Source organism: Lactobacillus taiwanensis DSM 21401, assembly GCF_001436695.1.
In the GTDB taxonomy this organism is placed as follows: Bacteria; Bacillota; Bacilli; order Lactobacillales; family Lactobacillaceae; genus Lactobacillus; species Lactobacillus taiwanensis.
The window spans coordinates 44,283-66,953 of the sequence record NZ_AYZG01000001.1 but is presented as its reverse complement, the minus strand read 5'-3'; the positions used below and the strand labels follow the sequence as shown (position 1 = coordinate 66,953).

Sequence of the window (22,671 nt, the reverse complement as noted above, 5' to 3'; positions counted from 1 at the left end):
AATGTATCTAGGCTTTTAATTCCCCAGGTTGTTCTGCACTTCGAATTGTGAGACCAGATTGAAGGTCTTCAATTTCAGCAACTACAAATCCCTTCTTTTCAAGACGGTTTACAATTGCTGTCATGGTTTCGCGAGATACGCCAATAGGAAGCGTGAATAAGTTACGGCGAACTAATTCGCCAGTTTTAACATCTAATGTTAGACAACCAGCAATGTTACTGTACTTAGAAATAATTTTTGTCATTTTAACTAAATTACCACGATCATTGTCGGAAAGAATAGTTAAAACATATGATCCATTCTTAATGTTCCACGCATCAGAAAGCATGTCGAGCAAACGAGAGTGAGTTAAAATTCCGTAAAAATGATTTTCTTCATCCAATACAGCGATGTATGGAAGGTCTTTAATATTAAAGAATACACGGAAAAATGGTGAATTTACTTTGATTGTCTTAGTAGCATTTTTTAATAAGTAAGTTACTGGCAAATTCATATCGCCGCCTTGAGACTTATGACGGTAGATATGCATTTTATAAATGTTACCACGGAAAATAGTTCCTGTATCATCTAAAATAGGAACACAACGAAAGCCAGAATCTTCTAGAACTTTTAATGCTTCGGCAAGAGTGGCTTTTTCATTGACTGTAGTTAAGTAATCTTTTTTATAAACAAGAGATTTGATTAGCATGATTTTCCTCCACACATCTGAATTTTACAAGCCATTATACCATAGTTTTATATAAAAATTAAAGGCTGATTAAACAACTTTAATTTTGAGAAAGAAAAAGCACTCACACAAAGTGAATGCTTTTTCAATAAAATGTTGAAGAATTATTGACGAACTTTTACGCCAGTTTCTTTGAAGGCTTTGTCCATAACTTCCTTCAATTGCTTTGCAGAAGCTTCCATCTTAGCTTGTTCGTCAGCGTTTAATGGCATTTCAATAACTTGTTCCAAACCGTGACGACCAACAACTGCTGGAGTACCAATGTGAATATCGTGTAAGCCGTATTCACCATCCATAGGTACTGAAAGTGGAAGAACTCTGTGTTCGTTGTTCAAGATGGCCTTAGTAATAAATGCTAAAGCAGTACCGATACCGTAGAAAGTAGCACCTTTCTTGTTAATGATATCGTAAGCCATATCAGCAACTTCCTTGTGGATAGCTTCAAGCTTGTTTTCACCAACTTCTGGGTGAGCCTTTACCCAGTCGCTAACTTTTACGCCACCAACATTGTTGTAGCTCCATACTGGGAATTCAGTGTCACCGTGTTCACCAAGCATGTATGCGTTAACTGAACGTGGATCAACATGTTCCATTTCACCGATAACTTTTTGAAGACGACCAGTATCAAGTGAAGTACCTGAACCGATAACACGATCCTTAGGGAATCCTGACATTCTCCAAGTTGCGTGAGTTAAAATGTCAACTGGGTTAGCAGCTACTAAGAAAATACCATTGAAACCTGATTCAACAATTGGTTCAACGATTGAAGATAAAATCTTTAAGTTCTTGTTAACAAGGTCAAGACGAGTTTCGCCTGGCTTTTGTGGAGCACCAGCAGAAATAACAACTAAGTCAGCATCTTTTGCATCAGAGTATTCTGCAGAATAAATAGTCTTTGGTGCGATCCAAGGAGTTGCGTCTGCTAAGTCAATAGCATCACCTTGAGTTCTTTCTTTAACGATATCAACGATACCCAATTCTTGTGCAATACCTTGTTGAACTAATGAGAATGCGTAAGTAGAACCTACAGCACCGTCACCAACAAGAATAATCTTATGAATTTTTTCTTCTGACATTTGCTAATACTTCCTTCCATATTAGTGATTTATTTAACAATAAAGATTATAGCATATTCGAAATTAAATTTTAAAAATATAATTTCTACAAAATGAAATTAAAGAAACAATTAATTAATTGTAAGTAAAGCCTGTGCTATAATCTCAAGAGCGAAAAGATATATATTTGAAAAGTAAATAGGTAAAGAGGGCAAAATCAATGAAGTTAATTGCAGGTTTAGGTAATCCCGGTAAAAAATATGATAAAACCAAGCATAATACAGGTTTTATGGCATTGGACCATTATTTAAATAAGAATAATTTGAATTTAGATAAGGATAAGTTTGATGGCTTATGGACAAAGCAAAAGATCAATGGTGAAGATGTAATTTTTCTTGAACCACAGACTTTTATGAATGATTCAGGAAAGTCAATTGCACAAGTAGCCAATTTCTTTAAAATTGCTCCAGAAGATATTTTGGTTATTCATGATGATATGGATATGCCAATTGGAAAGATTAGAATTCGTGCAAATGGAAAATCAGGAGGTCATAATGGAATTAAAAGTATTATGGCTTGTTTAGGAACTAATAATTTTAATCGCTTGAAGATTGGAATTCGTCATCCTCAAAAAGAAAGTGTTGTTTCTTGGGTATTAAGTCCTTTTAATGATGAACAACAGAAGCTAATGAATGCAGCTTTTGAAGTGAGTGAAAATGTCATTAATGATTTCATTAAGGGGAAGAATGCCCAATATTTAATGAATCAGTATAATTAGAAATGAATATTACAGAATTACTTAATAAAGATAAAGAATTAAATACATTTATTGAACAAGCTCCGAAGGAAAAACGTTCGCTTTTAACAGGCGTAAATTCAGGAGCATTTGCTGCTGTTTTAATGCAGATGTTAAAGAAATTGCAGCAGCCTATGATTTTAGTAGAAGATAGTGAAGAAAAAGCACAAACGTTGTTAGATGAACTAGGAAATTTATTACCTGATGATATGGTGTTTAGTTTTCCAGTTGATGCGACAATCGCAACGCAAACGGCGACTGCTTCTCCTGATGAAGTTAGTCAAAGGCTACAAGCATTACAGTTTTTAACTGAAAAAAGAGCTGGAATTGTTGTTGTAACTGCTCAAGCTTTACAATACAAGTTAAGTGATCCACGAGACTTCATTAAGACAAAACAGGTATTTAAGCCAGAAGCTGAATTTGATCTAGATAAATTGACAACTTGGCTAATACATGCTGGATATCGAAGAGAGAGCATTGTAGCCCGGCCTGGAGAATTTGCACGTCGAGGAGATATTCTTGATATTTATCCTTTGGATCAAGAGAATCCGGTTCGTGTTGAATTTTTCGGTGATGAAGTTGACACAGTAAAAGAATTTGATGCAGCAACTCAAAGGAGTTTAGAAGAAAGAGAAAGTATTTCAATCGGGCCAGCATTAGATAGAGTATTCTCAGATCATAACCTTCATGAAGCTGCAGAAAAGATCAAGCTAGACATGAAAGAATCGATTGCCGATGAAGAAAGTGTAAAAAATCATTTTGTAAAGGCGATTGATTTATTACAAGCCAACGGTCTTCCCGAAAACTATGCATTTTTAATTGACTACTTACTTCCTAAATCATTTAATTTAATCGACTATTTGAATAAAGATGGACTTCTTTTATTTGATGATTGGCAGACAATTAAGAAGAATGTTGCTGATGTTGATGCTCAAAATGAAGCATTTATATCTGAAGAAATAAAATCAGGTGCAATGCTGAACAGTCAAAAATTGCGTTATAATTTTGAACGAGTAATTCAAAGAGCGAAACAGGCACAAGTATTATTCTCGCTTTTTCAAAAGGGAATGGGTCGTTTAAAATTTGAACAAATTCTTAACTTTACTACACGTGAAGTTCAGCAATTTTTTAGTCAAATGCCGTTGATTAAAAGTGAGTTAACACGTTTTGCTAATGAGAAAAGCACGGTTATTTTGCAGGCTGATTCAGAAACGCGTGCGAAACAGATTGCTCAAAATTTAGTTGATTACGGTGTAGATATTCCAATTGTTAAATCAGATCAAATTATAGAAAGTAAGGCACAGATAACTGTAGGCGATTTTGCACATGGATTTGCTATTCCTAGTTTAGATTTGGTTTATTTAACTGAACGTGAACTCTTTAATCAAAGACCACATCATCGAAAGAGAATTAAAACTCTGGAAAATGCTCAGCGTTTGCGAAACTATAATGAACTAAAGCCCGGAGATTACGTTGTTCATGTTAATCATGGTATTGGACGGTTTGAAGGAATAAAAACTTTAGAGTCAGATGGTAAAAAGCGCGATTATATTACTATTACTTATCAACATCATGACCAGTTATTTGTTCCAGCTGATCAATTAGGCCTAGTTCAAAAATATGTAGCTTCTGAAGGAAGAGTTCCACATATCAATAAACTCGGAAGTTCAGAATGGGCAAAAACAAAAAAACGTGTTCAATCAAAAGTTGAAGATATTGCTGATGATTTAATTGAATTATACGCAAAACGTGAGTCAGAAAAAGGATTTGCCTTTAGACCTGATGATGATTTACAAAAAGAATTTGAAGATGCTTTCCCATATCCAGAAACACCAGACCAACTCCGTTCTATTCGAGAAATTAAGGCTGATATGGAACGACCAAAACCAATGGATCGTTTATTAGTAGGAGATGTTGGTTTTGGTAAAACAGAGGTTGCTCTTCGGGCTGCTTTTAAAGCAATGCGCGATGGAAAGCAGGTAGCTTTCTTAGCTCCAACCACTATTTTGGCCCAGCAGCACTTTGAAAATATGCAGGATCGATTTAAAGATTTTCCAGTAAACTGCGCGCTTTTATCACGTTTCCAAACTCCAGCAGAAGTTAAAGAAATAATTGAAGGCGTGAAAAATGGAAAAATTGATATGGTAGTTGGTACGCACCGCTTACTATCAAAAGATGTGAAATTTAAAGATCTTGGTTTGCTAATAGTAGATGAGGAACAGCGCTTTGGTGTTAAACACAAGGAGCGACTAAAGGAATTAAAAGCTAATATTGATGTTTTAACTTTGACAGCCACACCAATTCCACGTACTCTTCATATGTCAATGGTTGGGGTAAGAGATCTTTCAGTTATGGAAACCCCGCCAACTAATAGATATCCAATTCAAACTTACGTCATGGAAGAGATGCCAAGTATAGTACGCGAAGCAGTTTTAAGAGAAATGAAACGTAATGGCCAGGTATTTTTCCTGCATAATCGAATTGATGATATTGATAAAGTAGTTAGTCGTTTAGAGGAACTAATTCCAGAAGCTAAAATCGAATACATTCATGGTCGAATGAGTGAAAATCAGATGGAAGATATTATGTATCGCTTTTCAAAGAACGAGTTTGATATCTTAGTTACAACTACTATTATTGAAACTGGGGTTGATATGCCGAATGTCAACACGATGATTGTTGAAGATGCTGACCACTATGGATTGAGTCAGCTTTATCAACTACGTGGGCGAATTGGACGAAGTGCGCGATTAGCATATGCATACTTCTTATATCAGCCTAAGAAGGTTTTAACGGAGATTTGTGAAAAAAGACTTAGTGCAATCCGTGATTTCACAGAATTGGGTTCTGGCTTTAAGATTGCAATGAGAGATTTATCAATTCGAGGAGCCGGTAATATGCTTGGGAAACAGCAACATGGCTTTATTGACAGTGTTGGATATGATTTGTATGCTCAGATGCTTGATGATGCAATCAAGAAACGAAAAGGTAAAAAAGTTGCTGTTAAGTCTAACGCAGAAGTTCAATTTAATTTAGAAGCCTATATTCCAGACGAGTATATTTCTGATCAAGAACAGAAAATTGAGTTCTATAAAAAGATTAAAGGCATTAATGATCAAAAAGAAGCAGATAATATTGCGGATGAATTAATTGATCGTTTTGGAGATTATCCACTGCCAGTAGAGAATTTGTTAAATGTATCTACAGTTAAGGCAGATGCCGATTTAGCCCAAGTAATATCTATTACTCAAAAAGCGGATGATAAATTGCAGGTTATTTTTAATAATCGAGCAAGCGAAGAATTAGAAGGGCCAAATATTTTTAAGGCTTTAGAACATGTGTCACTTCGAGCAAGGATTAATATGGATCCGGAAAAGAGACTAAATGTAATGCTTGAGCTTGAGAAGAATATGAGTACAAGACAATTATTTAAGGAGTTGCATACATTTTTAGAAGCAGCTAGTGATATTGTTCAAAGATAGGAGAACATAATGAGAATCGATAAATTTTTAAAAGTATCCAGATTAGTTAAAAGACGTACTGTCGCTAAAGAAATGGCCGATCAAGGAAGAGTAAAAGTTAATGATCGCGTGGTAAAGTCTAGCTATGATGTAAAATTAGGCGATGTTATTGAAATCGGATTCGGTACTAAACAAATCAAAGCGCGAGTACTTGACTTAAGAGAAACAACCAAGAAGGCGGAAGCAAGCGATTTGTATGAGCTAATTGATTAATGACAATGGAAGAGTAAGGTGTTATATTAATAATAAGTGGTGATATAATTAAGATTTAGAATAATGACGAAAAGGCAGGGACACGTGTATGCAAAGAGGGCCACGACTTTATAATGCCTTAAGCGATGAAGAACGTTTAGCGCGCCTGCGACGCAAAGCCGCTAGGAAAGAAAAAGAAGTTCATCGTGTAAGGAAAAATCGAATTATTGCTTGTTTTGCAATTGCATTTTTAATTTTTGGGCTACAATTAATTATGGTTCATGTCCAGACTGGTCGAATTAATAACCAGATTCAAGCAAATAAGACGGAGTTAAATCAAGTTAACAAAACTAATAAGAAATTAAAAGCGCAGGTTGCTGACTTAAAAGATCCTGACTATGTGGCTAAAGTAATTCGTTATAAGTTTTATTATTCTAAATCTGGTGAATCAATTTATACTCTTCCTGAAAAAGAGGAGGATTATTAGTGAAATTTCCAATTGGATTAAGATTAAACGCTAAAATTAACAATATTACTAAACTTGGCTTTTTTGTTACACTTCCCCACCATCATCACGGTCTGATTTTTTATAAAGACTTTGGTGATAAATGGGAGAGTGCCAAAAATAAATACAATATTGGAGATGAAGTACGGGTGGTTATTATTAATAATCACCAAGGAAAAATTTCATTGTCACTAAGCCAGGTAAATAATCCAGATTTAATTGATCCAACTAATGAATTTAAAGAGAGTAAAGATTTTGCTCCATTAGTAAGTTTAGTGGAAGACGCAAATAAGAAAATAGCAGATTTAAAGAATTCAATTGAGTTGAGTGACTAATAGTGGTCACTTTTTTATTTAACAATGACAAAATTTACAAATTTTTTTACTGAAAATAAGATTGAAATAAAAAATAAAAAAGTTTTATTGGCAGCAAGTGGCGGCCCAGATTCGGTTGCTTTACTTCATATGTTGGTTAATTTTTTGCCTGATCCTTCAGAACAATTAATTGTTGCTCATTTAGATCATTGTTTAAGAAGTGACAGTTATTTAGAAAGTGAATTGCTAAAGAAATTAGCAGTGACTTTTGATATAAAATTGGTAGAGAAAAAATGGCCAAATGAGTTACATCCTCAAGCAGGTATTGAAGCGAAAGCTCGAGAATATCGATATACATTTTTGAAGGATGTTGGTAAAAAATATCAAATTGATTATTTGATGACGGCTCACCATGGTGATGATTTAATTGAAAATATTTTATTAAAGTTTATTCGCTCGGGAGATGCAGCTGAAATGAATAGTCTTCAAATTGTTGGAAGACTCGGCTCAATGCAGTTGCTAAGACCTTTGATTAAATATTCAAAAGTTGAACTTTTAAATTATGATAAGCAAAACAATTTAAGTTTTATCGAGGATGAAACTAATTTTGAAGATGATACTTTAAGAAATAGGCTTAGACATCATGTTGTTCCTTTGTTAAAGCAAGAAACAGACCATTTAGTTGATAATGCATATCGTTTCAGCAAGGAAATGGATTTGTTGTCCGACTGTCAAAATAGTTTGTTTGAAAGTATTATGATGCCGGTTGATTTTAAAAATTGGTTACGAGGTCAAATAAAAGACTTGAAAAAACTAAGTGACAATCAATTGCCAGCTTTCTTTGATTATCTAATTTATAAAAAGTGGCATCGGCATGTTCACTTTACTGAAATTTATTTAAATCAGAGTGCAACTTATAATAAAGATGGTTTTCAGCTGATTTTTTATCAAAATTATTATTATGTAATCAATAAGAGTAAATTGCCAGGGATTGATCATAATAGAAAATTGATAAAGTTAGACGAAGAATTCTGTATAAACGGAAAAAAATATTTAATTTCACTCTATAAAAAATCACAGAAGCAAGTTGGATATTTTTATGGAAAAAAGATGGGACTTTTAGAAGTTGGAAATTTATCACAAGGTGATAAGCTAAAGTTAGCTAATGGAAAGCAAACAAAAGCTAAGAAAAAGTTTGCAGAAAATGGTATTCCTCTGATATTGCGTCCATATTGCTTAACTATTTGGCAGGACAAAGAGCCAGTTTATGTTGAAAATGTTTATCAAAATCAAGAATATAATTCAGATTTTGCTCGCTATAATGTATATGTTTATTCTTAAGTTTATGCAAAGTCCTATGGTAAAAGTGGATTTTGTGGTAAAATCGTTGGAGTAATTCCAAGAAGTGTCGCGGAGGTTTATAGATGAAAAATAGAAGAAATAGACTGCTTTCTAACGGTCTTTTCTATATCATAGTATTCGTGATCCTCTTGGCTGGAATCAATTGGGCCATGGGTGGCTCAGGTAGTAATGGTTCCACAGAAAATATCCGTTATTCTCAATTAGTAAAGGATTTAAAGGCGGGTAAAGTCAAGAGTATCAATATACAACCATCTAATGGTGTATATACGGTTACTGGATCTTATAAGAAAGCTCAAAAGTCAAATAATCAAAATAATACTGGATTTGGACTAATTCCAAGTTCACAAAGTAGTAATGAAGTAACCCGATTCAGTACTACGATGCTTCAAAATGACTCAATGGTTAAGACAGTTTCAGATCTTGCCCAAAAGAGTGGGGCATCTATTTCTGGACAAGGGGAATCTCAATCTGGAACTTGGATCTCTACGATTGTAATGCTTGTTCCAACTTTGATTTTCATTGTCATGCTTTGGATGATGATGAATCAAGGTGGACAAGGCCGTGGTGGAGGCATGATGAACTTTGGTAAGTCTCATGTTAAACCACAAGATCCAAGCAAGAACAAGGTTAGATTTTCAGATGTAGCTGGTGAAGAAGAAGAAAAGCAAGAACTAGTTGAAATTGTTGAATTTTTAAAGAATCCATCAAAATATACTAAACTAGGTGCTAGAATTCCGGCTGGTGTGCTCCTTGAGGGCCCTCCTGGTACTGGAAAGACCTTGCTTGCACGTGCAGTTGCTGGAGAAGCTGGCGTACCATTCTATTCAATCTCTGGTTCAGACTTTGTAGAAATGTTTGTTGGTGTCGGTGCTTCTCGTGTACGTGACTTATTTGAAACAGCTAAGAAGAATGCTCCAAGTATCATTTTCATCGATGAAATTGATGCTGTTGGACGTAAGCGTGGCAACGGTGTTAGCGGTGGCCACGATGAAAGAGAACAAACTTTGAACCAATTGTTGGTTGAAATGGACGGTTTCGAAGGTGATGAAGGTGTCATTGTTATGGCAGCTACTAACCGTTCTGATGTTCTTGATCCTGCACTTCTTCGTCCTGGACGTTTTGACCGTAAAGTTTTAGTTGGTCGTCCAGATGTTAAAGGTCGTGAGGCTATTTTAAAGGTTCATGCTAAGAATAAGCCTTTAGCCTCAGACGTTGACTTAAAGGAAGTGGCACGTCAAACTCCGGGCTTTGTTGGTGCTGATCTTGAAAATGTTTTAAACGAAGCTGCTTTAGTTGCTGCTCGTCGTAATAAGACTGAAATTACTGCATCTGATATTGATGAAGCTGAAGACAGAGTTATTGCCGGACCTGCTAAGAAAGACACTGTTATTTCTCCAGAAGAAAGAAAACGTGTTGCCTACCATGAAGCAGGGCACGCAATTGTTGGATTAGTCCTTAGTGATTCTAGAACTGTTCGTAAAGTTACTATTGTACCTAGAGGTCGTGCTGGCGGATACAACATTATGCTTCCAAAGGAAGATGAAAATATCATCACTAAGAAGCAATTAATGGAACAAGTTGCAGGTTTAATGGGTGGTCGTGCAGGTGAAGAAGTAGTTGTTGGTGATAAATCAACTGGTGCTTCAAATGACTTTGAACAAGCTACTAACATTGCTCGTGGGATGGTTACTCAATATGGTATGACTGATGTTGGTATGACTGAACTTGAATCTCCAAGTATGCAATCACCATACGGCACTAAACCATATAGTGAAGCCACAGCTGCTAAGATTGACGAAGCAGTTAAGGAAATTCTTGATGAAGGTCACAAACAAGCTATTGATATCATTAAGAGTCACCGGGAGACGCATAAGATTATTGCAGAAGCACTTCTTAAGTATGAAACTTTGAACGAAAAACAAATTCTTTCATTATTCAAGACTGGTAAGATGCCTGAAAATGATGAAAATGAATTTCCAAGTGAATCTAAGGCTTCAACTTATGAAGAAGCTAAGGCTGCAATGGAAAAGAAGGATCAACAAAGAGAAGAAACTGAAAGCAAGGATGATAAAGAAGATATTCATCCACTTCCTGATGATCATAAGAATATTGACGATATTCCACTTAATCCACCATCTGAACATAAAGATTCTGATAAAGATAATTCAGATGAAGACAAGGATAAGTAAGGATTTATTGCAAGAGTAATGTTTATATACTCCTTTCTAATACTGAAATTACAGATTTTAGAAAGGAGTTTTTTGGTATTAAGTAAGAATGAAATATTTAAGTAAAAAAGACAAAAAGATTTTAAAGTTAAGCGTAATAAGTTGTTTAACAACAGTAGTGCTCTTTTTCCTTTTATCTACTTTAACGGATTGTAATCCAATCTTAGGTGGAGTTCTATATAGTGGAGATTTACCAAATCAATACTTATCCTTTTTTCAGTATTATCGACATTTAATGGTTGGCAATTGGAGTAGTGCAGGATTTACTTTCTTAAATGGTTTAGGTGGAGATATGGCTGGAAATATTGGTTATTATCTACTTAGTCCATTGAATTTTGTTATTTTTCTTTTCCCTGCAAGCAAAATGAATGTAGCAGTATACGTCATAATTCTAATTAAATTAGGATTAATGAGTGGCACTTTTACTTGGTTGACTTTAAAGTGGTTTAAGTTTAATTATCAAGCTTATCCTATCTTTTTAGGAATTGCGTATGGTTTAAGTGGTTATTCTGTAGCTTATGCTGGAAACGTAATGTGGCTTGATGGTTTAGTCCTACTTCCATTGATAGCTTATGCCTTAGTGAGAGGAATTAAGACTAATAAATGGCTTGCCTACAGCATTTTACTTGCTTGTGGAATTATTTTTAATTACTACATTGGATACATGATATGTATCTTTTTAGTAATTCTATTTTTTGCATATACAGTTAATAGTTTTACAAATCGTAAGTTATTTATTCATCAATTTATTGGATTCGCAATTAGTTCTATTATCAGTGGGTTAATTAGTGCAGTAGTTATTTTGCCGACTTTTCTTAACCTTTCTAGCAATAAACTATCTCAGGCTGACTTCAATTCTAATTTTGAAATTAAGACTTTAATAAGTGGTGGGAAAGCTATATCAAGGCTGTTTATTGGTGATACTTATAATGATTGGGCGCCAATTTTTGTAGGAACGTTAGCTTTAATTGTGTTTGTTCTTTACTTTATTGATTCACATAATTCAATTAAAGAAAGAATTACTAATTTAGTTATTGGATTTATCTTTGTATTAAGCATTACTGTGCCTAAGGTGTACTTGCTCTGGCATGGTGGTCAACAGACTATTGCTTATCCATATCGCTTTGGCTTTATTATTGTATTTTGGATCTTGCTTTTAGCCGCTAAAGAATTATCGAATTTAAGTGAATATAAAAACGAGAATAAAAAGGAAAGGCTTGTTGCAGCTGGAATATATTTATTAGTAAGTTTAGCTGCTGTTTATATTCGACGTCGAATTGGACCGTGGAATATTTATGCTTGGGTTGCTGTTTTAATAGTAATTATTTTTGGAATCTTAGTTTATTTTTCAGATAAAAGATTTGTTCGCGTAACTTTACTTTTAGTAGGATTAATTGAAATCGCGGGCAATGCTTATATTGGCTTGAATCACTTGGGAATGAAGAGTAATGCTTATCCAGCTTATGTTTCTGAAAATCAAGAAATCATTTCAAGAATACCTGCTTCTGATAAGTCGGGACGCCTTGCTAAGAATTATGAGTTGAACAATGACCGCGGTGAAGGATATACTTTCGGCTATCGCGGTATGGAAGAGTTTTCTTCAAATAACGATTCTAGAATTAGTTCTTTGATGACTGATCTTGGTTTTTCAACTTTTCGTTACTTTTATTATTATCAAACTGGTAGTGTAGTTACAGATGCTATTTTTAATGTAAAGGTATTTATTGATAGTTCTTTAACTAATCAAAGTATTTCTCCAGAATATGTTAGCTATGGTTTAAGAAACGATTTGAAAAACCATCCAGTTATCTTAAAGCAAGGAAATAAAACTGTATATCGAAATGAGACTTTGCCATTTGCATTTGCTGGAGGCTTATCTAATAAGTTGAAGTTTAAGGAAGAAAATCCAGTTTATAATCAAAATCTGGTTCTTAATTCTTTGACTCAAACTAAGGAAGATGTTTTAAGCTATAGTTCAAAACAAGCAAAAATAGAGTCTAATAATATTAAACTTAAATTTGCTAAGGGAAAGTTTAAATCAGAGAGGATCACTCAAGATAAACCAGGTACAATGACTTTTACATACGATAATTTGAAACCAAAACAGGTTGGATATATTAGGTTCAGTAAAAACTTAATGGATCAAATTATTGTTTTAGATAGTTATCAATTGAAGCAGAATCCAGATTATAGACTTCCATTCACAGTAGCTATTAATGGTAAAAATATTCATCTACAACAATACACTGATCAACTTATTGGTGTTCAGGCAGATAAAGATGGAAAACTTACAATTAAAATGACTTTGGATGGAAGAGCAAACCGAGTTGACTTCAAGTATCCACGTTTTGTAAGTATTAATCAATCAGCTTTAACTAATAAGGTAAATAAGGCTAATAACAGACGAATGGAGTTTTCTGCCTTTAGAGATAGTTATGTGGCTGGAAATATAAAAATTGATAAAAATGAAAGCTTGGTAACTACGATTCCTTACAGTAAAGGTTGGAAAGCAGAAGTTGATGGCAAACCTGTTAAAATTAATCGTACTTTAAAGGTGTTTATTGGCTTAAAGATGAAGCCAGGTGTACATCAAGTGACGTTAAGATATAAGACACCAGGTTTACTGATCGGTGCTTTAATAAGCATTGTAGGAATAATTTCTTTAGTAATTTATACTTGGTATTTAAAGAAAAACAAACAAGCTGATAAATCAAGTAATGAGAATAAATAAGTAATACACCCCTCTAATGTTTGTTTTTAGAGGGGTGTATTTGGGAGTAAGGCTAAGAATGAAATATTTGAGCAAAGAAAATAAGAAGGTTATAAAGCTAAGCAGTATTAGTTTTGTAATTACCATCATAATTTTTGGAATTATATCAACCTTGGCACATGCTAATCCATTTTTTGGTGGTGTGTTATGGGGCGGAGATTTACCTGATGAATATTTGTCATTTTTTCAATATCTTCGCCACTTGCTTTTAGGAAACTGGAGTAGTTTACAATTTAGTTTTTCTAATGGATTAGGTGCGGATATGGCAGGTAATATTGGTTATTATCTTGCAAGTCCATTTAATTTAATTATTTTGCTATTTCCAGCAAGTCAAATCAATATAGCTCTCTACGTAATAATTGTTATTAAGTTAGGGTTAGCCAGTGCTGCATTTACTTTTTTGATTTTGAAACTTTTTAAATTCAAAAATCAAATCTACTCAATTCTACTTGGTATTATTTATGGGTTAAGTGCGTATTCTATTGGTTATGCAGCAAACTTAATGTGGCTTGATGGTGTAATTTTACTTCCATTACTTATTTATTCCTTACTTAGGGGTATAACAAAGAGAAAATGGATTCTTTATACTATCTTGCTAGCCTGTGCAATTATTTTTAATTACTATATTGGCTACATGATATGTATTTTCATGGTACTTGCCTTTCTAGCTTATACAATCAATTATTTTAGAGAAAAAAAGATTTTTATTAGACAAGTAGTGGAATTTGCACTTAGTTCATTAATCAGTGGCTTGATGAGTGCAGTTATTACATTACCAACATGGATGAATTTAGCTAATAATAAGTTAACAGAACATACTATTAACGAAGGCTTTAGATTAAGTCCTATTTCTTCAGCAGCTAAAAGTATCTCTGCTTTGTTTATGAAAAATTCTTTCAATGGGTCGCCGCTTTTATTTGTTGGAACGCTAGCAATTATTGTTTTTATTTTATATTTTATTGATAACAAAAATTCGCGTAGAGAAAGAATTATTAATTTAGTAATTGGCCTTGTTTTTGTACTTAGCTTAATACAAACAAAGATCTATCTTTTCTGGCATGGGGGTCAAAAACCAGTTGGTTTTCCATATCGCTTTAGCTTTATTATTATTTTTTGGATTTTGCTTTTAGCAGCTAAGGAATTAACAAATTTAGATCTAAGTAAAAGACAGTTGATCTGGGCTGCTGGAATTTATTTAGCACTTGGATTAATAGTTGTTATCCTGAGAAAACACTATGGAAATTTCGATAGTTATCTATTAATTTCATTGAGTTTAATAGTTATTTTTAGTATTCTCTTATACTTTGCTGGTAATAAGGCAATCCGCTTTATTTTGGTAATGATTGGCGTAATTGAAATAGCTGGTAGTGGATATTTGGCTTTGAGTCGAATGGGAATGAAAAGTAATGTTTACTCTAGCTATATCACAGAAAATCAACAATTATTTAATTCTTTACCAGCAAGTATTAAAAAGCAAAGAATTGCTAAAAATTATTTTTTAAATAATGATCGCGGTGAAAGTTATGCATTTGATTATAAAGGTGTAGAAATTTTTTCTTCTAACAATGATCCTAGAATCAGTGCATTATATGCTAACTTAGGTTTATCTGCATATGGTTATTATTATTTTTATAAAACTGGCACAGTTGTCACTGATGCGATCTTAAATGTTGGTACTTTTATCAATAGTTCTTTAGCTAGTCAAAGTATTTCTCCTGAATATATTAGTTATGGTTTAAGAGATGATTTGAAAAATAATCGTGTTTTACTAAGAAGGAAGCAGTATACGGTTTATCAAACTCAAAGTCTGCCAATTGCTTTTGCCGGTAACTTATCAAATAATTTAAAATTTAAACAAGATAATCCAATTTATAATCAAAATTTAGTTTTAAATTCTTTAACCGAAACTCGGGGAGACGTTTTAACTTATAGTAAAAAGAAGACTAAAACTAAATCAGAAAATGCTAGCGTAGAACAAAAGAATAATAAAATTGAAATTACTAGAACGTCTGATAAAGCTGGAAGCGTCATTTTTACTTATACTGGTTTAAAACCGCGAGAAGCTGCATATGTAATGCTAGATAAAGATTTGATGGGCTTTGCGGATCCACTGACTACTTATCATGCAAGACAAGTCGGAAAAGTTAAAAACGACTTAAGCTTAGTTGTTGATAAAAAGGATGTGCGTCTCCAGCCTCAAGTTAAACAATTAGTTGGTGTTCAAGCTGATCAGGACGGACAAGTGCAAATTAAGTTAGTTCTAGATGGCGATAAACGTTCATTAAGAATGAATTTACCACGCTTAGTTAATATTAATTCGAATTTATTAGAAGCAAAGCTTTCAAAAGTTAATAAATCTCAGGCCTTAAAATTATCTAAATTTAATAACGACTATTTAGCTGGAAGAGTAAAAATATCAAAGGATGAGAATTTGGTAACTACAATTCCTTATAGCAACGGCTGGAGAGCAGAAGTTGATGGAAAAGACGTTAAAATTAATCGAACTTTAGGTGTATTTATTGGCTTGAAGATGAAACCAGGCAAGCATTCAGTAGTTTTGAGATATCAAACCCCTGGATTGCTTATTGGAGCTTTAACAAGTATTATAGGTATAATCCTACTAGTTATATTTAATTTGTATTTAAAAAAGAAAAGGTATTAGTCAAAGAATAAAGTCTATATTTTATAGGCTTTATTTTTTAGGAGGAGAAAATGAGCGATTATTTAGTTAAGGCGATCGATAAAACTAAAAATTTAAGATTAATTACTGTAAATGCTAAAAACTTAGTAAGTGAAGCACAAAAAAGACATGACACTTGGAGTGCATCATCAGCTGTATTAGGACGAACTTTAATTGGTGGTCTTCTTTTATCAGCTGCATTGCTGAAGGATAAAGATGAATTGACAGTAAGATTACTTGGAAATGGACCTGTAGGAGCTACGGTAGTAACTGCAAAGGCTGATTTAACGATCAAGGGTTATGTTCAAAATCCGCATATTGCACTTCCTCCTAAAAAAGATGGTCATATTGATGTAGCTAAGGCTGTTGGCGAAGGATGGCTTGAAGTAACTAAAGATCAAGGATTAAAACAACCTTATACAGGTCAAGTACCAATTGTAAGTGGAGAGATTGCAGAAGATTTTACATATTATTTAGCAAAATCAGAACAAATTCCGTCAGCTGTTGGTCTTTCTGTTTTTGTTGAGCCTAATAATAGCATTGGAGCTGCTGGAGGTTTTGTATTACAGGCTTTACCAGGTGCTAGTGATGAACAATTAGCTCAAGTTGAAAAGAGAATCAAGGCTTTGCCTAATCTTTCAACTTTGTTTTTAGATGGTATGACTCCTGAAAATCTGGCAGAAAGAATTTTAGGTACTGATTGTAAAATTTTGGATAAGGAAAATGTATCTTTTGCATGTGATTGTTCAAAAGAAAAGTACAGTAAAATTTTAGCTACTTTAAAACCAGAGCAATTAAAGAAAATGATTGAAAAAGATCATGGTGCTGAACTTATTTGTCGTTTTTGTAAAGAAAAGTATCACTTTACTGAAGATGAATTAAAAGATGTACTTAAGAAAGCAAATTAAAGTGGTGTGTAATGAATAGTTTTGCTATGATATTAGGTATTTGAAAGGATGAGCAAGTATGAAAAACGATAGTTGGAAAATTAGGGATATTGAAATTCCTAATCGTGTAGTAGTTGCACCTATGGCTGGAATTTCAAATGCTGCTTTCCGAGTAGTATGTAAGGAATTTGGGGCAGGATTAGTTGTTTGTGAAATGATTTCTGATCATGGAATTATTTATCGCAACAAAAAAACTCTTGAGATGTTAACAGTTGATCCACGTGAACATCCAATGAGTATCCAAATTTTTGGTGGTAGTGAAGAGACATTAGTTGAAGCTGCGCACTATGTTGATACACATACTGCAGCTGATATTATTAACATCAATATGGGATGCCCTGTTCCCAAAGTAACTAAAACAGACGCAGGAGCTAGATGGCTGTTAGATCCAAATAAGATCTATCAAATGGTTCATGCCGTAGTTAGAAACGTGAAGAAGCCAGTAACTGTAAAGATGAGAACTGGTTGGGATCAAAAGCATATCTTTGCTGTCGAAAATGCCCTTGCTGCTCAAGAAGCAGGCGCTAGTGCAGTGGCAATGCATGGACGTACAAGAAAACAAATGTATATGGGCGAAGCTGATTGGGAGACTTTAAAGGATGTAGCGGATGCATTAACTATTCCTTTTGTTGGTAATGGGGATGTTACCACTCCTGAAAAAGCTAAGGCTATGCTTGAAGACGTTGGTGCAGATGCTGTAATGGTAGGAAGAGCTGCTTTAGGTAACCCATGGATTATTAAAGACATGGTTCATTATTTAGATACTGGTGAAAAATTACGTCCGCAAACAGTTGAAGAAAAGGTTGCAACAGCTAAAAATCAATTAAATGGACTGATTGAACTTAAAGGTGAAAAGGTTGCAGTTCCTGAATTTAGACGCCAAGCAGCGTATTATTTAAAAGGAATTCCCCGTTCAGCTCGAACCCGTGCTAAAATAAATGATGTTTGGACGAAACAAGAAGTTTTTGACTTGCTAGATGATTTTGTGGAAAAATATGAAGCGAGGCAAAAGCAAATTAACCAATAAAAGGAGTTTTTAGAGTGGCAAAGAATGAAATGAACGACCAACTAATCGCTCGTCGTGAAAAGATGGACGAAATGCGTGAAAATGGTATTGAACCTTTTGGTGTGAGAAAGTTTGATCGTCAAGACTTAGCTCGTACTTTAAATGAAAAGTATAGTAACGAAGATAAAGATGAATTGAATGCTGATATGCCTGTAACTAAAATTGCAGGTCGTATGCTTGCAAAACGCGGTAAGGGTAAGGTAGGATTTGCCGATCTTTATGACCGTACTGGTAAGATCCAAATTTATGTACGTAAAGATATTGTTGGTGAAGATAACTACAAGATCTTCAAAAAGTCTGATATCGGTGACTTCTTAGGTATCGATGGTGAAGTAATGAAGACTGACACTGGTGAGTTAACTATTCGTGCAACTCATATTACTTTCCTATCAAAGGCTCTTCGCCCATTACCTAATAAGTGGGATGGCTTAAAAGATGTTGAACAAATTTATCGTCAACGCTACCTTGATTTAATTACAAATCGTGATAGTTACATGCGTTTCGTTCATCGTACTCAAATTATTCAAGCTATTCGTGACTATTTGAATAATAAGGACTTCTTAGAAGTTGAAACTCCAGTTCTTCACAATATTCCAGGTGGTGCCGAAGCACGTCCATTTATTACCCACCACAATGCTTTGGATATTGATCTGTACATGAGAATTGCTTTGGAACTTCCTTTGAAGCGTTTGATTGTTGGTGGTATGGAAAGAGTTTATGAAATTGGTCGAGTATTCAGAAATGAAGGACTTGATACTAAGCACAATCCAGAATTTACTGAACTTGAAACTTATGCTGCATACTGGGACTTCCATGATGTAATGGATGAAGCAGAAGGAATTATTAGGGCAGCCGCTAAGGTTGTTTCACCAGATGGTAAGATCAACTATCAAGGTACTGATATTGACTTAGGTAAGCCATTCCGTCGTGTTCATATGGTTGATTTAATCAAAGAAAAGACTGGTGTTGACTTCTGGAAGCCAATGACTATTGAAGAAGCTAGAAAAGTTGCTGATGAACATCATGTTCACTATGAAAGCTACTGGAAAGTTGGTCATATCATCAACGCATTCTTTGAGGAATTCGGTGAAGGTTCAATTGTTCAACCAACTTTTGTTTATGGACATCCTGTAGAAGTATCACCACTTGCTAAGAAGAATGCTGATGACCCAAGATTTACTGATCGTTTTGAAATCTTCATCATGGGTGCAGAATACGGTAATGCATTCTCAGAATTAAATGATCCAGATGATCAACGCCACCGTTTCGAAGAACAAATGGCTGAAAGAGAAGCTGGTAACGACGAAGCCGACATGATTGACGAAGATTATCTTCGTGCTATGGAATTCGGTATGCCTCCTACAGGTGGTTTAGGTATTGGTATTGACCGTTTGGTAATGCTATTAACTGATGCTCCAGCTATTCGTGATGTTTTACTCTTCCCAACAATGCGTCCTGAAAAGGTTGAAAGTGTTGATGCGGAAGTTAAGGCTGATATGGAAAAGAAGAATAAATAAAGTTGAAAAATAGATCATCATTAATGATGATCTATTTTTTTGAAATTTTTTCAAAAAACACTTGCAATAAGATGATGTTTTGCTATACTAATAAATGTACTGCGGAAGTAGTTCAGTGGTAGAACATCACCTTGCCATGGTGGGGGTCGCGGGTTCGAATCCCGTCTTCCGCTCCAGTATAAAAGACTCACCGAAGTGTGAGTCTTTTTTGTTATTCGGGATGTGGCTCAGCTTGGTAGAGCGCTACGTTCGGGACGTAGAAGTCGCAGGTTCAAATCCTGTCATCCCGATTGAATATTATTTTATTAAAAAGTTCGTCTTAAGTTTAGAAAGACGAACTTTTTTGTATATAATGTTTATGAAATATCAAATAGTTTACATTTACTAATTGTAAGTGTAAGATATTTGTCTAAAGATTGTAGTATGATCTTAAAAAAATAAGGCGGTGCAAAATGGAAAAATCATATAGTGATAGTGCAAAGAATGTTCTTGAAATTGCTAAAGAGCAAGCACGAAACTTTCACCATCGAATTATTGGAACGGAGCATGTTTTGCTTGCTTTAGTAATTGAAGCTAACGGAGATGCTGGTAAGCTTTTGCGTGAAAGAAATGTAACACCAACCTTAGTGCGAGAAGAAATTGAGAGATATACAGGCTATGGTTCAAGTCCCAAAGCTACATATATGGAAATGTCCCCACGTCTAAGCTTAGTTTTAAACTTTGCTAAACAAAAATCTGACGAACTAGGGACACCTCAAATTGAAACAAAACATATTTTGTTAGGTTTACTAGCCAGCGATCAAATTTTAGCAAGCTTGATTTTAAAGAACATTGGTATAGACCCACGTGATTTAAGTCAAGATATAAATGACAGTTTTATGGATGACGCTGGACAAGAAAATAATACTTTGGGGATGTCATCTTCAACTGGAAATAAAAAGGGTAAGTCTCTAACGCCTAATTTAGATAAAGTAAGTGTCAATTTGAATAAACGAGCACGTGAAGGTGCAATTGATCCGGTAATTGGGAGAGATAAGGAGATAAAACGAGTAATTCAAATTTTATCTCGAAGAACTAAAAATAATCCAGTTTTAGTAGGGGAACCCGGAGTTGGTAAAACAGCGGTAGCCCAAGGAATTGCTTCGGCTATTGTGAATCGAGAAGTTCCTGACAATTTAGCTAAGAAACGTGTAATGGCTTTAGATATGGGAAGCTTAATTGCCGGAACGAAATATCGCGGTGAATTTGAAGATAGAATGAAGAAAATTTTAAAAGAAATTCAACGTGATGGTTCAGTTATTTTGTTTGTAGATGAAATGCATACGTTGATTGGTGCTGGCGGAGCAGAAGGTGCAATTGATGCTTCAAATATTTTGAAACCATCTTTAGCTCGTGGTGACATTCAGATGATTGGTGCAACTACTTTTGACGAATATCAAAAGTACATTGAAAAAGATCAAGCTTTGGCAAGACGTTTTCAACAGGTAAAGATTGGTGAACCTTCAAAAGAAGAAACTGTGGATATTTTAAAAGGCTTAAGACCAAAATATGAAAAGTTCCACAATGTAAAAATTGAAGATGAAGCAATTAAGGATGCCGTAGAGTTTTCAACTAGATATATTGCAAATCGGTTCTTGCCAGATAAGGCAATTGATTTGATTGATGAAGCTAGTGCAGCTGAAAAAATTCAAGCCATTGGTAAGGTGGATCCTCGATTAACTAAGCTAGATACTCAAATTAATGATGTGATTCATCAAAAAGAACAAGCTGCTGAGAATCAAAACTTTGTTAAAGCTGCTAAGTTACGTGATGAAGAAAGCAAACTTACAAAAAGTCGAGATAAATTAGTTGAAAAGGTTGAAAATAAGAACTCTAAGAAAGCAATTGTTGATTCAAATAAAATTGCCCAAATTGTATCTGAATGGACTGGCGTGCCAGTAACTCGAATGAAGAAGAGCGAAACTAAACGTTTAGCCCACTTAGAAAGTATTTTACATGAACGAGTAATTGGACAAGATAAAGCAATTGGTGCAGTAAGTCGTGCAATCAGACGTAGTAGAAGCGGTATTAAAGATGAAAATCGGCCAATTGGATCTTTCTTATTCTTAGGCCCTACTGGAGTGGGTAAGACAGAATTAGCTAAAGCTTTAGCGGCAGCAGTATTTGGTTCAGAACGCAACATTATTCGTGTAGATATGTCTGAATACATGGATCAAGTTGCGACTAGCAAATTAATCGGCTCTGCACCTGGTTATGTTGGCTATGAAGAAGGTGGTCAACTTTCAGAAAGAGTAAGACGTAATCCTTATTCAGTAATTTTACTAGATGAAGTTGAAAAAGCTCACCCGGATGTCTTTAATTTACTTTTGCAAGTTTTAGACGAAGGATTTTTAACTGATTCTAAGGGAAGAAAAGTTGACTTTAGAAATACAATTATTATTATGACTTCTAACCTAGGATCACGCAGCTTGCAAGAAGATAAGACGGTTGGATTTGCGGCTGATAATGAAGATAAGAATAAGATTCAACAAGAAAAAGTTTCAGCAGCTGTTAAGCAATTCTTTAGACCAGAGTTTTTAAATAGAATTGACGAAACTGTTGTCTTTGATAGTTTAACTAAGGAACAATTGCGTGAAATTGTTAGTTTAATGACAAGCCATTTAGTTGATAGATTAGCTAGAAAAGATATCACGTTGAAAATATCACCAGCAGCCTTAGATGTTTTAGCTAAAGACGGTTTTGATCCCGAAATGGGAGCACGTCCTTTACGTCGTGCAATCCAACATGAACTTGAAGATGTAATTGCTGAAGATTTGATTAGCGAGAAAGTTAAGGCAGGTCAAACCGTAAAGATTGGTGCACGTCAAGGAAAATTGAAGTTTACAATTGTTGGTGATAGTAAGTCTCTAGTTGAAAATTAGTTTTTTTGACAAATTAGTAATATAAGTGTAAAATACTAAACGTTTAAAAGGCTGAAATTCAGGATTTCGC

The 22,671-nt window shown here is 34.4% G+C and carries 15 protein-coding genes and 2 tRNA genes; 15 read left to right on the top strand and 2 right to left on the bottom strand.

What is annotated here, in order from left to right; all coding sequences use genetic code 11:
- Positions 1-7: 7 nt before the first annotated feature.
- Both cbpA and FD18_RS00350 read right to left on the bottom strand, forming a co-directional pair.
- Positions 8-688 (bottom strand): cyclic di-AMP binding protein CbpA, encoded by a 681-nt coding sequence (gene cbpA / locus FD18_RS00355; RefSeq protein WP_057718007.1) that lies wholly within the window; start codon positions 686-688, stop codon positions 8-10.
- Positions 689-831: 143 nt separating this feature from the next.
- A complete protein-coding gene (locus FD18_RS00350; protein ID WP_004898900.1) occupies positions 832-1,803 on the bottom strand; it encodes an L-lactate dehydrogenase in 972 nt (323 codons plus the stop codon).
- Between the two features lie 199 nt (positions 1,804-2,002).
- On the opposite strand from FD18_RS00350, the gene pth reads away from it, so the two are divergent.
- The 15 genes from pth (at position 2,003) to FD18_RS00275 (ending at position 22,601) form a co-directional block, all read left to right on the top strand.
- Complete coding sequence (pth, locus tag FD18_RS00345) at positions 2,003-2,560, top strand: aminoacyl-tRNA hydrolase (protein WP_057718006.1); 558 nt, start codon at positions 2,003-2,005, stop codon at positions 2,558-2,560.
- Between the two features lie 2 nt (positions 2,561-2,562).
- Positions 2,563-6,060, top strand: a complete 3,498-nt coding sequence (gene mfd / locus FD18_RS00340; RefSeq protein WP_057718005.1) for a transcription-repair coupling factor — start codon at positions 2,563-2,565, stop codon at positions 6,058-6,060.
- A 9-nt stretch (positions 6,061-6,069) separates the two neighbouring features.
- Positions 6,070-6,312 carry an RNA-binding S4 domain-containing protein gene (locus FD18_RS00335; RefSeq protein WP_057718004.1) on the top strand — a complete coding sequence of 81 codons (243 nt, stop codon included), beginning with the start codon at positions 6,070-6,072 and terminating at the stop codon, positions 6,310-6,312.
- Positions 6,313-6,400: 88 nt separating this feature from the next.
- On the top strand, positions 6,401-6,778 hold the full coding sequence (locus tag FD18_RS00330; RefSeq protein ID WP_057718003.1) for an FtsB family cell division protein: 378 nt from the start codon (positions 6,401-6,403) through the stop codon (positions 6,776-6,778).
- Positions 6,778-7,131: a S1 RNA-binding domain-containing protein gene (locus FD18_RS00325; protein ID WP_057718002.1), complete on the top strand. Its 354-nt coding sequence runs from the start codon at positions 6,778-6,780 to the stop codon at positions 7,129-7,131. The genes FD18_RS00330 and FD18_RS00325 overlap by 1 nt, the downstream gene beginning before the upstream one ends.
- 24 nt (positions 7,132-7,155) lie before the next feature.
- Positions 7,156-8,451, top strand: coding sequence for a tRNA lysidine(34) synthetase TilS (tilS, locus tag FD18_RS00320; protein ID WP_057718001.1), 1,296 nt, complete (start codon positions 7,156-7,158; stop codon positions 8,449-8,451).
- An 83-nt stretch (positions 8,452-8,534) separates the two neighbouring features.
- Positions 8,535-10,661 carry an ATP-dependent zinc metalloprotease FtsH gene (gene ftsH, locus FD18_RS00315; RefSeq protein WP_057718000.1) on the top strand — a complete coding sequence of 709 codons (2,127 nt, stop codon included), beginning with the start codon at positions 8,535-8,537 and terminating at the stop codon, positions 10,659-10,661.
- A gap of 88 nt (positions 10,662-10,749) precedes the next feature.
- Positions 10,750-13,431 (top strand): YfhO family protein, encoded by a 2,682-nt coding sequence (locus FD18_RS00310; RefSeq protein WP_057717999.1) that lies wholly within the window; start codon positions 10,750-10,752, stop codon positions 13,429-13,431.
- 58 nt (positions 13,432-13,489) lie between these two features.
- On the top strand, positions 13,490-16,132 hold the full coding sequence (locus tag FD18_RS00305) for a YfhO family protein (protein WP_057717998.1): 2,643 nt from the start codon (positions 13,490-13,492) through the stop codon (positions 16,130-16,132).
- 50 nt (positions 16,133-16,182) lie between these two features.
- Entirely contained in the window at positions 16,183-17,058 is an 876-nt protein-coding gene (gene hslO, locus FD18_RS00300; RefSeq protein ID WP_057717997.1) for an Hsp33 family molecular chaperone HslO, read from the top strand.
- A 58-nt stretch (positions 17,059-17,116) separates the two neighbouring features.
- Positions 17,117-18,124, top strand: a complete 1,008-nt coding sequence (gene dusB / locus FD18_RS00295) for a tRNA dihydrouridine synthase DusB (protein WP_057717996.1) — start codon at positions 17,117-17,119, stop codon at positions 18,122-18,124.
- Between the two features lie 14 nt (positions 18,125-18,138).
- The gene (gene lysS, locus FD18_RS00290) at positions 18,139-19,680 is read left to right on the top strand and encodes a lysine--tRNA ligase (RefSeq protein WP_057717995.1); all 1,542 of its coding nucleotides are present in this window, start codon (positions 18,139-18,141) and stop codon (positions 19,678-19,680) included.
- A gap of 101 nt (positions 19,681-19,781) precedes the next feature.
- Positions 19,782-19,856 (top strand) — tRNA-Gly (locus tag FD18_RS00285).
- A 40-nt stretch (positions 19,857-19,896) separates the two neighbouring features.
- Positions 19,897-19,970: transfer RNA gene (locus FD18_RS00280), tRNA-Pro, on the top strand.
- A 162-nt stretch (positions 19,971-20,132) separates the two neighbouring features.
- Entirely contained in the window at positions 20,133-22,601 is a 2,469-nt protein-coding gene (locus FD18_RS00275; RefSeq protein ID WP_057717994.1) for an ATP-dependent Clp protease ATP-binding subunit, read from the top strand.
- Positions 22,602-22,671: the final 70 nt, after the last annotated feature.